General features: G+C 69.9%; 18 protein-coding genes. 16 read left to right on the top strand and 2 right to left on the bottom strand.

The genetic code is table 11. The features are described from left to right. The first annotated feature begins 174 nt into the window (after positions 1-174). Complete coding sequence (locus EXW95_RS02340) at positions 175-1,635, top strand: hypothetical protein (RefSeq protein WP_174366080.1); 1,461 nt, start codon at positions 175-177, stop codon at positions 1,633-1,635. 518 nt (positions 1,636-2,153) lie between these two features. Here the strand turns inward: EXW95_RS02340 and EXW95_RS02335 are convergent. Next, a complete protein-coding gene (locus EXW95_RS02335; protein WP_174366079.1) occupies positions 2,154-2,726 on the bottom strand; it encodes a hypothetical protein in 573 nt (190 codons plus the stop codon). 168 nt (positions 2,727-2,894) lie between these two features. Here EXW95_RS02335 and EXW95_RS02330 point away from each other — a divergent pair, with 168 nt between their 5' ends. Both EXW95_RS02330 and EXW95_RS02325 read left to right on the top strand, forming a co-directional pair. Beyond that, a complete protein-coding gene (locus EXW95_RS02330; RefSeq protein WP_174366078.1) occupies positions 2,895-3,182 on the top strand; it encodes a helix-turn-helix transcriptional regulator in 288 nt (95 codons plus the stop codon). Positions 3,183-3,906: 724 nt separating this feature from the next. After that, positions 3,907-4,440 (top strand): hypothetical protein, encoded by a 534-nt coding sequence (locus tag EXW95_RS02325; protein WP_174366077.1) that lies wholly within the window; start codon positions 3,907-3,909, stop codon positions 4,438-4,440. A gap of 1 nt (position 4,441) precedes the next feature. Here the strand turns inward: EXW95_RS02325 and xerC are convergent, their stop codons facing one another. Then, positions 4,442-5,416 (bottom strand): tyrosine recombinase XerC, encoded by a 975-nt coding sequence (xerC, locus tag EXW95_RS02320; RefSeq protein ID WP_174366076.1) that lies wholly within the window; start codon positions 5,414-5,416, stop codon positions 4,442-4,444. Positions 5,417-5,462: 46 nt separating this feature from the next. On the opposite strand from xerC, the gene EXW95_RS02315 reads away from it, so the two are divergent. The 13 genes from EXW95_RS02315 to EXW95_RS02255 all read left to right on the top strand — a co-directional run bounded on the left by EXW95_RS02315 (position 5,463) and on the right by EXW95_RS02255 (position 12,592). After that, entirely contained in the window at positions 5,463-6,308 is an 846-nt protein-coding gene (locus EXW95_RS02315; RefSeq protein ID WP_174366075.1) for a hypothetical protein, read from the top strand. Beyond that, positions 6,293-6,463, top strand: coding sequence for a hypothetical protein (locus tag EXW95_RS02310; protein ID WP_174366074.1), 171 nt, complete (start codon positions 6,293-6,295; stop codon positions 6,461-6,463). Before EXW95_RS02315 ends, EXW95_RS02310 begins: the two co-directional genes overlap by 16 nt. A gap of 193 nt (positions 6,464-6,656) precedes the next feature. Next, positions 6,657-7,001 carry a hypothetical protein gene (locus EXW95_RS02305; RefSeq protein ID WP_174366073.1) on the top strand — a complete coding sequence of 115 codons (345 nt, stop codon included), beginning with the start codon at positions 6,657-6,659 and terminating at the stop codon, positions 6,999-7,001. Continuing rightward, complete coding sequence (locus tag EXW95_RS02300; protein WP_174366072.1) at positions 6,998-7,162, top strand: hypothetical protein; 165 nt, start codon at positions 6,998-7,000, stop codon at positions 7,160-7,162. The genes EXW95_RS02305 and EXW95_RS02300 overlap by 4 nt, the downstream gene beginning before the upstream one ends. 2 nt (positions 7,163-7,164) lie before the next feature. Beyond that, entirely contained in the window at positions 7,165-7,392 is a 228-nt protein-coding gene (locus EXW95_RS02295) for a hypothetical protein (protein ID WP_174366071.1), read from the top strand. Beyond that, positions 7,389-7,982 carry a hypothetical protein gene (locus EXW95_RS02290; protein ID WP_174366070.1) on the top strand — a complete coding sequence of 198 codons (594 nt, stop codon included), beginning with the start codon at positions 7,389-7,391 and terminating at the stop codon, positions 7,980-7,982. The genes EXW95_RS02295 and EXW95_RS02290 overlap by 4 nt, the downstream gene beginning before the upstream one ends. A gap of 262 nt (positions 7,983-8,244) precedes the next feature. Then, positions 8,245-9,795: a hypothetical protein gene (locus EXW95_RS02285; protein ID WP_174366069.1), complete on the top strand. Its 1,551-nt coding sequence runs from the start codon at positions 8,245-8,247 to the stop codon at positions 9,793-9,795. Between the two features lie 7 nt (positions 9,796-9,802). After that, positions 9,803-10,228, top strand: coding sequence for a hypothetical protein (locus EXW95_RS02280; protein ID WP_174366068.1), 426 nt, complete (start codon positions 9,803-9,805; stop codon positions 10,226-10,228). A gap of 54 nt (positions 10,229-10,282) precedes the next feature. Next, positions 10,283-10,687, top strand: coding sequence for a hypothetical protein (locus EXW95_RS02275; RefSeq protein ID WP_174366067.1), 405 nt, complete (start codon positions 10,283-10,285; stop codon positions 10,685-10,687). Between the two features lie 13 nt (positions 10,688-10,700). Next, the gene (locus tag EXW95_RS02270; RefSeq protein WP_174366066.1) at positions 10,701-10,958 is read left to right on the top strand and encodes a hypothetical protein; all 258 of its coding nucleotides are present in this window, start codon (positions 10,701-10,703) and stop codon (positions 10,956-10,958) included. Beyond that, positions 10,955-11,212 (top strand): hypothetical protein, encoded by a 258-nt coding sequence (locus EXW95_RS02265; RefSeq protein WP_174366065.1) that lies wholly within the window; start codon positions 10,955-10,957, stop codon positions 11,210-11,212. The genes EXW95_RS02270 and EXW95_RS02265 overlap by 4 nt, the downstream gene beginning before the upstream one ends. 1 nt (position 11,213) lies before the next feature. Continuing rightward, positions 11,214-11,621, top strand: coding sequence for a hypothetical protein (locus EXW95_RS02260; RefSeq protein WP_174366064.1), 408 nt, complete (start codon positions 11,214-11,216; stop codon positions 11,619-11,621). Next, positions 11,618-12,592 carry a VRR-NUC domain-containing protein gene (locus EXW95_RS02255; RefSeq protein WP_174366063.1) on the top strand — a complete coding sequence of 325 codons (975 nt, stop codon included), beginning with the start codon at positions 11,618-11,620 and terminating at the stop codon, positions 12,590-12,592. Before EXW95_RS02260 ends, EXW95_RS02255 begins: the two co-directional genes overlap by 4 nt. Positions 12,593-12,764 lie beyond the last annotated feature (172 nt).

Below are 12,764 nucleotides of genomic sequence, written 5' to 3'. Positions count from 1 at the left end.
GGGACCTCCTGGGCAGTGCCCCCTGTGGGGGCTCTTGTCGCCAATGTAACCCAGGGGTACATTAGAAATCAAATGGAAACGCAGAGATACATACGGGAAATCAAGCCGATGGGGGGGGTAGGGGCGAAATTCACGCGAGTGGCGCGCGTCGTGTGGAACACTGAACAGCCATTCATGGGGAAGCCGCTCATTCTCACCACCCTGCCCGCCGCCTTCGACGCCGTCGAATGGGAACAGCGGCAACGGCGCATGAGCTGGTATGAACTCTCGGCGTCCGTAGATGACGCCGACCCCAACGTCACGTCACTCCGTCTGCTGGCCTCGCTCGGCAGCCGCCAGGACGCCGAGGTGCTCCCGGCCCTCCGGCGCCTCAACCCCGACGAGCCGCTGGCGCGCGGGGCGCGGCTCCAGGCCCTGACCGACATGAAGAACTACGCCGAGGTGATGACCCAGGCGCGCAACATCTACCCCACAGGCCCCTCGCAGGTGGAACTGTTCGACGCCGCCAACGCGTCCTTCGCGGTGGGACTGAGCGCCAGCGTGCTGGAGCTGCCCGAGGCCGAGTTGCACCTGCACGCCGCGACCCTCCTGGCCCGCGCGCTGCGCATGAGCAACCGCATCCAGCTGTGCGAACTCGAACTGGAGGGCGCGCGCGCCCGGATCGGTGAGGGCAGCATCGAGGCCGTCGACCGGATCATGTCCGCCTACGAGGCGCCCGTCGCCCGACAGCAGCACGCCAACCGCCTGAAGGCGGACATCGCCCTGACACTGGGTGACTACCGCATGGCCGTGAACCTCGTGGGCCCTGCCGACGTCCGCGGCCTGGTGGCGACCGCCCTGCTGAACGGCGAGGTGTGTCTGCCCGAGATTGAGGCGGTCCGCACCAGTCCCTACGCGCAGCTCGCGCTCGCACTGCGGTATCCGGACCACGCCATTCCGGACGGCGTGACCATCCGGCCGTTTGCCGGGTACGCGTGGCTGCTGCGCGTGGCGAGGCTGCTCGACGAGCCGGGCGGCGCCGATCAGGCCGGGACCATGCTGGCCAGTATCGAGACCAGGGCCGCGGATCAGCGCGTCATGCTCGGCGGCCTGATCCTGCGGGCACACGCCCTGGGCGCCGAGATCCAGCAGGACCCGCACGAGGTCGTGCGCATGATCCGGAGCGGGTGGGAACGCATGACCACGCACCGGCCGCTGGCCCTGTACCTGCGGGAACGGATGCCGGACGTCCTGATGATCCTGGCGCACCTGCCCGGCGCCCCGGCGGAATACGTCGACCTGATCATGACCCTGCCGTTGTTCGTCGGGAACGCCGTGCGTTTCGAGGGCCGCGTGCTCGGATTACCCGCCCAGCGCGGGTCGGTGATCCAGACCCGCGAGCTGACCCTGAAGGCGCCGACGCGGGCGCATTCGATGCAGAAAAAGCGCTACAGCGACGCCTGGGAGGGGCTGCCGCTGCAGGGCCGTCCGGTGGTGTCCCTGGCGCGCGTGGCGCGGGCGGTGCGCTGGGCGGCGCAGTCGCCCGGTGAGGCGCAGGGGCCGTGGGAGCAGGCGCTCACGGCGCTGGTCAGGCTGGCGCGTGGGCCGGAGTTCGTGGAGAAGCTCAGCGCCTTTGTCACCCTGCGCGACACGTAGAAATGAGAACGGCGAATCCGTACCCTGGGGGCATGAAGAAATTCATGCCCCTGATGCTGGCGCTCGGTCTGCTGACTGCCCTGGCGTCGCCCCTGGCTTCAGCTGAAACCACCACGGCGACCATCCCTGCTCAGCCCTCCACGCAGGCTGCCGCTACGCCCGCTCAGCCTGCGTCACCCATGCCAGGCGGCCCGAGGGGTGGTTCTGTCAGTCTGATGAGTGACGGCGTCGGGCCATGCTCCGGCTGCTGACGACGATCTGTCTAGACTGATCAGTGTCGAGTGTGTGTCGGTTGCGTGGCGTACCGGTGATGTTCCGAAGTACTTCTGCGCGGCACTTTTCAGCACGGATCACCCGGTCAGCACGTAGGTTCGAGGTCGTGAGCACGTTGCGCCTCAAATCCCCCATTCCTTTCCATCATCTCGGGGCATTCAAAGTCGCTGTTCCCTGCGCACACCTGCGTCTGGAACAGCGATTCTGGCATGCGTACCTGCCGACGCCAGCAGAATTGGATCGTGCTACAGAGATTCTCGCCGACCTGAAATACGGACCCCGGCAAACGCCCCGTGAACCTGCGCGGACGGATGCACCGCGCTAGGCGGCAGCGCGTACAGCTGCCCGCCCACCGTCACGACCTGCAGGCCAGCCTTGTCGGCGTGATTCGTCAGGACCTCTAATCCAGCCCCTGCGGGGAGGAACAGCGTGCCCTGCAGGGGCACGCTGTCCAGCGCGATGATCCCCAGCGACACGTTGACCTCGCGGGTGACCTCGCCGCTGGGATTCTCGAAGCCGCGCCAGCGCTGACGGACGTCCTGTGGAATGCCGAACATCTCCCAGGCGCGCTCCAGCGACAGGCTGAACGCGCCGAGCAGGCCGCTGATGGAGTGCGGGTCGAGGTCCAGAATGGAGTACTCCTTCTGGCCGGTCCTGGTCTTCTCGAATCCCCGGATCAGGCGGTGGATGTGGTTGCGCGATACGCCGCTCTCCCGGGCGACCTTCACGATGCCCCCGTTCTGTTTGACCAGCCAGGCCAGCATCTGGCGGCGTTCAGGGTCGTTGGTTACGATCGGGGGACGGGTTACGTTCGCCACTGCACACTCCTCACTTCCCGGCAGGCTCGTGCCCGCTGGGGATACCTTCACCGTTACGGTAGTAACGCAGGGGTACTTTAGCAATCACGTAACGGGGGATGTGGCGCGAGTGTGGCACCTGGGCTGTTTCCGCTTGCCTTATATGTAACCCTGGGGTACATTGCCAGCGTGAACGGAAACATAGGGGTACGGGAAGGGTTGCGGAAATGGACGGTGGAGAACACCGCCCACCTCCGCCAGCCTCGCCAGCTCAACCCCGACAAGCTCATCGCCGCGCGCCTCGCCGCGGGCATCGACACCCAGTGGCAGATGGCGGACCTGATCGGCATGACGCGCGGCCGCTACAACCGCTGGGAGCAACCCAACCCACCCACCAACCTCCCGCACCGCATCGTCGCGCCCATGCTGACCATCCTCGGCGTGCAGTGGGACGACATCAGCGACCCCATCCCCTGAACCACCCGCCCCTCACCCCCGCGCCCAGCGGGTCTTTTTACGGCCTCACGGCGATATCCCGACCGCCGAAACGACGGGAATCCAGGGCGAGAGCCCACGCACGCGCCGCGTGCGAGACGCATGACAGACGAAGCACTGACCCAGACCCAGCAGCGACGCTGCCGGGAAACCACTGGCGCGCCCCCGGTTCCCAGGCGCGAGACAGCAGGGAACTGCGGTGCGACCCCGCCGAACAACTCGCACGTTAGAGGCCTCCCCACGCAGCCGAGAGGAGCAATGCGTGCCGACCACACACCTCGCGCCCAGACGAACGGGCGCGTCATGGAACGGCCCCAGTCCGGTGGGCCGCCGGTTCAAGTCCGGCCCGTTCCGTCCAGTCTCCTCCCCCCGACCCTGGTAAGTCCGGAGACACAAGCGGCGCCGCCCAGGCAGCGGCGTGACCACCTCCGATCCGGCCCCGCCGGACACCGACTCAGCGGCCCTGAGACCCACCCCTTGAGCGCGGCCACGCCGCCCCAGCGGCGCGGCCCACCCACCACCTGGAGGTGAACGCCCATGCCACCCCGGCGCGGCGCGGCCCCTCCCACGACGGGCCTGCGCCGGTCACCCCGCGCCAGCCCGCCCACCCGCCGCAGGCCAGCGGCCTACCCTGGCCAATCCACCGCTGGAGGTGCCCCCAGACCCGTAGACGGCCCCGTGACCGCCTCACTCAGAAAGGACGTCCATGATCAGCCCCGTTCCCCTCCACACCCTGCTGCACCGCACGGACGTCAACCGCGTCCACTACACCCCGGAACAGGCCTCCCCACGTCACCAGACGGACGGTCTCGTGCTGATGGCCCGCGCCCTGGCCTACGTCCCGGTCAGCGTCGTCCGCACCGAGCGCGGCGTGCCCACCCGCGTCCTGCGGACCCTCCACCCCGACGAGCTGGGCCGCCACCAGCTGCTGCCCGGCGTGACCGCGTACGCCTGGGCCTTCACACACCAGGAGGACGGCCAGCCCCCACAGACCGTCCTGATCGTCGTGGCTGCCGCCGAGATCCGCTCACCCCGCCCCGAGGAACACCACGAACTCTGGGGCCGCTACGCCCTCGACCGCCCGCGCACGGAACGCCCCGACCGTCCCGGCCAGGCGCTCCAGGCCACCACCGAGCAGGCCGCGCGGCCGCCCCGCCGGAAGGTCAAACCCGTCAAACCCAGACCCGACGGCCGTGCCGGGAAGAAAGGTCCGAAGAACAAGGGGCGCCGGCGACGCTGACCTACCAGTCCGCGTTCACCTTCGGCTTCTGCGCCCGGGCGTAATCGACGTAGATCTCACTGCTGTCGATCGAGCGGTGCCGCAGCGTGTCCCGCACCGCGAGCAGGTCACTGGTCACCGTGTACACCCGCGTGCCCGCGCTGTGCCGCAGCCCATGCACCTCCCGCCCGTCGTACGCGACGCCCGACTCGCGGCACACCCGCTCCACCGCGCGCCCCAGGCCGCGGCTGGAGCGGATCAGCAGCACCGGATCACTCGGCCGGACCTGCCCGCGCAGGCCCCTCCAGACCCGCAGCGCCGCCGCCGCGGACCGCGACAGCGCCACGTCCTGACGGCGACCCCGCTTCCCCAGCACGTTCACGAACGGCGCGGGACCGTCCAGGTGCACGTCACCCCATGCCAGGGACCGCATCTCCGCGTTCCGCAACCCGCAGTGCGCGCCCAGCAGCAGAATCACGCTCTCCTGCGGCCCGGCCGCCAGCAGCATCGCCGCCAGATCCGCGTCCGTGTACGGCTTGCGCTTCTCGTGACGCGGCGTCGGGTCCGGCGCGGTCCGGACATCCGTGAACGGCGCGGCGTCCGTCGCCCCGCTCCACCGCAGCGCCCCGTACAGCGCCCTGGCCGCCGCCAGGCGCGTCCGGACACTCGACGGAGCGAGCCGCGCCCCCTCCAGGTGCCGAGTAAATCGGTACCCGTCACTGCCGCCGGGCCGCAGCAGGCTCACGCCCGCCGGAGCCGCCCAGTCCAGGAACACCTGCAGGCCGGTCCGGTAGCTCGACAGGGTGTGATCACTGACCCGCGCGCCCCGGCGGCCATGCGTCACCAGGAACGCCTCGACCAGCGCCCACAGCGCCTCGGGGTCCGCGTCCCTCGCCGCGCGCACCGCTTCCCGGCGGCGCGCTTCCGGTTCCAGCGCCGCCACCCGATCGGCGCGGGCCTGCAACTCCAGGTTGTGCTGCACGAGCGCGAACGACATGCGCCCAGCATAGACCCCCGCCCCCCTCCACCCTCCAGGAGAACCCGTGAACAGCCTGCGCCTGTCCCCTCACCTCGTGCGCGAACTGCGAGCCTCCGGGCACGTCACCCACTACAGCCGCCCGATCCTCACCCCGGACGGCACGCTCGTCCCCACCGACCTCACCGCCACCCCGGAACCGGACGGGTACGGCCACACCTTCACGGTGCCCGGCGAGATCCTGGTCCTGTTCCCCCGCACCCGACCAGGCAGCGTCCTGTGTGTGAAAGAACGCTGGAAGGTCGGCGCGTGGACCGACGGGCACGTCGCCGTGGACTACGCCGCCGACCACTTCGCCCGGCCCGAATGGCTGCCGGTCCGCGAACCGTTCCTGTCCCAACTGATCAGCGAAAGCCTCGAGGACCTCCGGAAGGCCGGATGCACCCCGGACGACACGGGCCGCGCCACCTGGGAGGTCGGGAAGGCCCCCACCCGCTGGCGCCGCCCCGAAACCATGCGCATCAGCCTGAGCCGCGCCGCCGCGCAGGCCACCTCCGTCCACCCGGTGCGCCTCAGCGACCTGACCGAGCACGACGCCATCGACGCGGGCATGCTGCGCGTCAGCGACGGCTGGCTGGAACAGCACTTCCCGGCCTGGTTTGCCCGGCTCCGGCGCGTGAACCAGGCTGGCGCCGCCCGCGGCGCCAGCCTCTCGCCAGGACCCGACACGCAGCTCACCGCCCCGCCGCCCGGCCCGTCCCCCCTGACCCGCCTGCGGGCCGCGATCCGGCGCGGACATGACCTCCACCCCGATCAGGACGCCTGGGTGTGGGCCACCCGACTGCACCTGCTGCACCGGACCCCCCACCAGATCCGCCAGAGCACCCAGGAGACACCATGTCCCGCACCGTGATGCCTGCCAGTGACGCCCGCGCCCGCCTCGACGCGACCGACCCGACCGACGCCCAGCTGGAACGGGCGCAGTACGAGATCGAGCGGGCGCTCCGGCAGAAGCGCGACACCTTCTACCTCGACCTGCCCATCACCCCCAGGCCGAAGCGCACCTGACCGCCCAGGGCTACCAGCTCCGGGTTAAACATGGCCGCGGCCCCGCCCACCTCCAGGTCCGCATTCCCTGAACCGACCAGTCGCAGTGAAGCAGTCACGTAATACCGATTATGTGACGTTGCCTGACCACCCGGCCTGACCCACACCGCCCCAGCCCCCCGGCTGGGGCTTCACCCATCCCGCGAGGTCACCCATGCCCACCATGCAGACCACCACCCCGAACCCCCACCCGGACCTGCCAGTCCGCTCGACCGCCCTGACCCTGACCGGCAGCCTGAACATCTCCCTCCAGCTGGCCGGGGAGTACGGCAGTCCCAAGTGGGGCTTCGAGGCGCTGCGCGACCACCTGCGCGCGCATCAGCAGCTGCCCGAACCGATGAGCGCCGCGCAGGTCCTCACGGCGCAGAGCAGTCTGCTCAGCACCATGCTCCTCGCCGAGGAAGGCCTGCTCGAGGACCCGTACGGCCTGCTGAGCCTCGACGCACTGGACGCCGCCCTGGCGGACCTGACACCCGGCCCGAGTGGGGTGCGGGCGTGACCGGCGAGCTGGTGGTGCTGGCCGTGTGGCAGTACGCGTTGCTGCTGCTGATTGCGTTCCTGATCGGCGGGATGGGCGGCGCGCTCGGCCTGTACGTCTGGCAGACCGTCACCCTCAACCGCCAGGTCGACCGGCTCCTGCAGGATCTGCCCGAGCAGTGAACATGCGGCGCGTCATCGACGGCCTGGAGGACGTCCTCGTCCAGGCGCAGCAGCTCCCGAACGTGGCCGTGCTCGTCGTGGTGGTCCGCACCGACCCGAACCCCGACGAGGACATCGACCGGGTGCATGCGTTCGTGCACGCCCCGGCCGGGCAGGCCCTGCTGCTCGACGCCACGCGCGCCCTGGTGGACCGCGAGGCGAACCCCCTGACCCGGCAGGGCCCCCCGTGACGCTCTTCGACGAGCCCGAGACGTTCCAGGCGGAAGCGGGGGCGAACCGCCTCGCCGAGCAGCTCGCCCTGGCCATGGCCGAGGCGCGCCGGGACACGAAGCAGGTGCCGGTGAACCTCCCGAACGGCCTGCGCGTCCGGGTGATCGCCGACGTCGACGGCGACCGGATGGTCCTGTCCCGCCCGCGCGGCGGGGAGCCCAGCCCGGAGGAAGCCCGGACGGTTGCCGAGGCGGTCGGCTGGACGCTGCACGACGTGCGCCTGGACAACCACAGCGGCACGCGGTACCTGATCGTCACCCCGAGCCTCGAGGCGGAAGATCCCGATCCGCCAGTGTTCACCTCGACAGCTCCGGCCACACCGGTCACGAAGGATGAGGCAGACCGCATCGCCGCGTTCGAGGCCAAGGTGCGGGCTGTCCTGATGCGTCCCGGTGCACCGTGGCACCCGACGACGTTCACCCCGCACATGATGGAAGCCCGCCTGGACGCACTGAAAGCGTTGAAAGGGGGTGAGTTGCGCTGGGAGTTGAAGTGGCACGCCCAGCGCTGGCCCGAGGTCTTCCAGGAGCTCACGGAAAAGGAGCCCTGATCACATGAGCGTGATACTCTGCCAGCTAACCCGGTAAGGCACCGATCAACACTGCCTGAAAGGCGAACGCCCAGTGTCGGGAAACACCAGGCGTTCATAGACAGCAGAGTTTTTGCGGGCTCTGTACCATCTGGCCTCGAAAGAGGCTAGCGGCATGCACGTATCTTAGACGGCATACGTGCTCTGGTCAATCTGACCGCAGCGGCAACAATGCCGCATGCCCTCGCCACCCCGGGAAGGTGGGCCGTTCCGAGGATCTACCGTGAATGCACCACAGGCCGCCGAAAACGGCGTCACCCCAACCCTGACCGTCAAGGCCAAGGGCAGCTTTAACTACGGCTTCACCATCATCCCGAACTACCTGCGCGACGAACTCATGCCCAAAGCGGGCCCCGACGCCTTCGTCCTCGCGTACCTGATCATCAGCTGGGCCGGTGAAGGGAACCGCGGCGCCCGCCTGAGCGCCCGGTACCTCAAAACCCTGACCGGCTGGGGACCCGAACGCATACGGGCCGTGAAAAACAAATTGCTCGACTCCCACCCGGCCGTGTTCTCGTACCAGCCCGGCGATCAGAAAACCTCCAGGCCAGAAACCTGGTGGGTGGACTTCGACGAACTCAGCCGCCTGCACGCCGCCTACCTCGGAACGCTCGAAACGCAGCAGGCTCAGAAACGCGGTCCTGGACGCCCGAAAAAACCTGTAGTGGATTCCGACACAGGGTTTCCGGAAGCGGTCGAAAAACCTGTCCCGGATTCCGACACAGGTTTTTTCAGCAGCAAGACCTTCAACACCAAAAACCTGTTCCGGATTCCGACACACCCCTGTGTCGGAATCCAGGACACCCCTGTGTCGGAATCCGGGACACTCAAAGAAAAGGGAAAAAACATCTCCAAAGAAACAGAAGAAGAAGGGGCACCACCACAGCGCGCCAGGGTTGCCAACTTCTCCTCCTCCTCAGGGGATCAGGAACGAACGGATCAACAGCAGGCGCCTGACAGCGCGGCCGCTCACGCGGCCCAGGGTCACACGCCCTCTGCGGATCAGGACACCGGCAGCGCTGGGGGTCGGATCGACACCGCCACGAGCACTGAACAGGTTCCGGGGGCGGCGGCCGCGGCGCTGGCCAGCGTCAGCGAGATCCGCCCGGTCCCGCAGGCTGAACTGAACGCCCGCCCCTGCTGGACCCGCAAGAGCGCCGAGATGGACCTCCTGGTGACCTACGGCGGCACGCTCGTCCGCAAGACGCTGGAAGAACCCACCCCGGTCCGCGCCCTGCCCCGCGCGCAGTGGTGGACCCGCCTGACCGAAGGCGAGATCCACCTCGCCGGACGGACCGCCAGCCGCGAAGCCCAGCGCGAGGCGGGCAACATGAAAACACTGTTCTACCGCGCTCTGGACCGCCTCGTCGGGGCCATCCCGGCAGAGAAACCCGCCGATGGGAAACCGGCCGCGCTCGGCATCGACCCGATGCTCAAACCCGGCGACGGCGTCCGCATCAGCGGCACCGACGGGATCGTCGAACTGGTCACCGCCGCCACCTACCGCGTGCAGCTGGTCACCCACGAGACGTCCACCATCGACCGCAGCGTGCACGCCCAGCTCAGCCGCATCGAGCGCCTGGACTACGTCCCCGTCATCCCCGCTGCCGAAGGCGAGAACGTCGCCAAGGGCAAACTGTGGCGACACAAACGTCAGGGCCACACCGTGATGATCAAAGCCGTCGACGGCCCGACCGTCACCTTCTTCGACGGGGACACCCTGAGCGTCTTCGAACTCAACCGCCAGTACGAGCCGGTGCCCACCGCCAGCTGAGGCGCCCATGACGTACAACACGAAGATCCGCGGGCCGGATCTGGACGCCGCGTGGGCGGTGCTCGAAGGGGCCGTCGTGATCATCGGCCCGGAGGACACCGTCACCTTCCCGGCCGGCAGCACGTGGCCCGGCCTGCGCGCCCTGCCCGCAGCGCTCATCGACCGCCTCGCGCCGCATGACACCGAACGGCTCGCCGGAACCCGCGTCGTCCCCTGGCACGCCACACCCCGCGAGGCCGAGTTCGCCGCCGCGCTGATCCAAGTGCAGCTGATGCGCAGCCGCCGCCAGACCGTCCCCGACCGCGTGAGCCTGCTCCGCACCGTCGCAGACCTCACGAGCGACAACCGCGAGACGGTCGCCACGGCCCTCGGCCTGAGCCGCCACACGTTCCGCGGTGAGCTCGTGCACCTGCTCGACCCGCTGCCCACCTGACCCTCTCCCCCACCCACCCCAGGCATGGGGTGGCATTTCCCCTGGAGCCAACCCGTGACCCCAGCATCACCCGCCGCCGCCCTGGCGCACTGGTGGGCGTCGTTCCTGCCGGAATGCGCCCCGCAACTGTTCTTCGGCCGCAAGCCCGGCGCGGCCGCCACCGCCCACCTGCTGAACCTCCTCGCCCAGCGGCAGGTTCACAGCCAGCAGGACGCGCAGCGCTTCGAGGCCTCACTCACCGCGCTCGCGCAGCGCGCCCTGGACGAACGCGGCGAGGCCGACACGTGGACGGATCTCGCCCCGTTCGGCCTGCTGCACCGCGCCGCCCAGGACGCAGGCGTCACCCTCGGCAACGCCAGCCTTCCCGTCCGGAGCCGGGCCATCGCGCGCCCCGAAGGTGCGATCGCCCGCCTCGGCCCGGACGGCCCCTGGCAACAGATCTGGCCCCCTCTCCCCTGACGGAGGAACGACGATGTCCGACCTGCCCCAGTACGAGACCTGCCCCGCCACCCTGGCCAGCCGCACCGCCCTGAAAAAAGCCGGGCTGGTGCCCACCGGCGACCCGGTCGCCACGCTCCGCTACCGCACCCCGCAGGGCTACAAGACCTGCGCCCTGTACAGCTGCGCCGACGCCCGGAGCGAGAAGGACGCGAAGGCCGCGCGGAAACGCCGCCAGGCGAACGCCGGCGGGCAGTTCCTGCTCTTCCCGTTCAGTCCGGAGCGGCCGTGATCGATCTCCCCGGCATCTGCCACGACTGCATCCAGCACGGCAGACGCGCCCCCCAGGCGTTCGGCCCCGAATACGCCGGATACCGCGCCTGCAGGTACTTCCGGCAGCGCGACTTCAGCGGGAAGGCCACCGCGCACGGCTCCACCCTGTACACCCATCCCGACGCGGGCTGCCGGGACCACAAACCCCGCACCCTGAACCCGCGTCCGCTCCGCCCCGGCGGCGCCAGCCCCAGCCCTGACAAGCGAGACTGACTTGATCCCCGACCCGTTCACCCTTCCGCCCCTGAACTACGCGGCCCTGAGCCCCGAACACCACCTCCTGCGCGTCCTCGTCGACGAGGAACCCACCGACCTCGAAACGGCGATCGGCCGCGTCCTGAAGCGCAGCACGAAGGCCGGCACGCCGTACACGCGCTTCGGGCAGGACCCGGAGCGGCCCACCAGCCTCGCGTACCACACCTGGGAGCACATCGGCCAGGAGGACTGGACCCGCAGCGTCCGCCGCGGCGCCCGCCACGGGTACGTCCTGACCGGCACCGGCGAGATCCGGCTGCGCACCCTGTGGGACCTGCAGGTCATCGCCCCGCATCTGCGCGCCGTCCGCGCCCAGCATGGCGACGAGGTCGCCCGCGCCGTCGCCGCGCGCCTGGACCGGCCGTGAGCGTCACGGCCGCCGCGCAGCGGCTCCTGCAGGACGCCCGCAGTCAGGACAGCCGCGCCGACCGCCTCGGCACCAGCCGCGCCGAGCAGACCTGGGACGAGGAAACCCACCACATCCGGCTGATCGACTGGACCGACGAGCACATCCCGGACCTGCCGCCCCTCGCACTGCTGTTCCACGTCCCGAACGGCGGGAAGCGGGAGCAGCGCGTCAGCCGCACCGGGAAGCGCTACAGCCCCGAGGCCGCGCGGCTGCTGCGCATGGGCACCCGCACCGGGTACCCGGATCTGGGCCTGGACCACCCCAGCCACGGCCGCGCCGGGCTGCGCCTGGAACTGAAAAGCCTGACCGGCGAGCTGCGGCCCGACCAGCGCGCCTGGATCGTGCACCTGCGCCACGCCGGGTACCACGCCGACGCCGCCTGGGGCTGGCGCGACGCGCGGCAACTCCTCCTCGAGTACTTCCTCCCCGCCCCGCCTGCCACCCGGTGGACGCCACGCAGCAAGCGGCCCCTCGACGACCATCCCCTCCCCCGCTCGGACACAAGTGAGGTTCACATGACTCTGTTCCTGCTCGTCCTGCTCGCCGCCGCCCTCCTCGCCCCGTCCGTCCTCTGCGCCCTGGCACGCCAGCAGCGTGGGAATGCCCTGGCCCGCTTCAGCCGCCGCGTGACCGCCCGCCGCGGGCAGATCCAGGCCGACATCAGCCGCGCCGCCCACGACCCGAGCTTCAGCGAGCCCACCCGGCTGCGGCTCCTGTCCGGCCTGCACGCCGAGCGCGTGGGCCTGGACCTGCGCGTGGGCCGCGTGGCGCTGGGGGAGGTCAACCCCGACCAGCCGCTGCCCGCCCGCCCCCAGCACCCGTGGCGCTCCAGCCCTGCTGACACCGTGGTGTCGTGCTCACACAGCACCACGGTGTCAGGGCAGGGCATGAAGGATCACTACCTCCCACTGCTTCAGAAGCAGGCGTGACCGGCGACGCAGCGGCCCCGCCGATCACGATCAGCAGCCTCCCGACCGCGCTGGAGGTGCGCCGCGCCGCGGACATCCGCCGGGCACAGCGGGACCACACGCACCTCCAGACGTGCCTGCGCCTGCTGATCGCCGCATTCGAGCAGGATGACGTGCGGGGCGTCGACCTCCC

The organism is Deinococcus sp. JMULE3 (assembly GCF_013337115.1).
Lineage (GTDB): Bacteria > Deinococcota > Deinococci > Deinococcales > Deinococcaceae > Deinococcus.
Note: the sequence above shows the minus strand (reverse complement) of the source record. Positions and strands in the feature narration are given on the sequence as shown.

Excerpts from the sequence above, each read along its gene's own strand:
- xerC (WP_174366076.1), bottom strand. The coding sequence starts at position 5,416 with ATGTCGTTCGCGCTCGTGCAGCACAACCTGGAGTTGCAGGCCCGCGCC.
- EXW95_RS02270 (WP_174366066.1), top strand. The coding sequence starts at position 10,701 with ATGTCCGACCTGCCCCAGTACGAGACCTGCCCCGCCACCCTGGCCAGC.
- EXW95_RS02295 (WP_174366071.1), top strand. The coding sequence starts at position 7,165 with ATGCGGCGCGTCATCGACGGCCTGGAGGACGTCCTCGTCCAGGCGCAG.
- EXW95_RS02340 (WP_174366080.1), top strand. The coding sequence starts at position 175 with ATGGGGAAGCCGCTCATTCTCACCACCCTGCCCGCCGCCTTCGACGCC.
- EXW95_RS02310 (WP_174366074.1), top strand. The coding sequence starts at position 6,293 with ATGTCCCGCACCGTGATGCCTGCCAGTGACGCCCGCGCCCGCCTCGAC.
- EXW95_RS02280 (WP_174366068.1), top strand. The coding sequence starts at position 9,803 with ATGACGTACAACACGAAGATCCGCGGGCCGGATCTGGACGCCGCGTGG.
- EXW95_RS02325 (WP_174366077.1), top strand. The coding sequence starts at position 3,907 with ATGATCAGCCCCGTTCCCCTCCACACCCTGCTGCACCGCACGGACGTC.
- EXW95_RS02305 (WP_174366073.1), top strand. The coding sequence starts at position 6,657 with ATGCCCACCATGCAGACCACCACCCCGAACCCCCACCCGGACCTGCCA.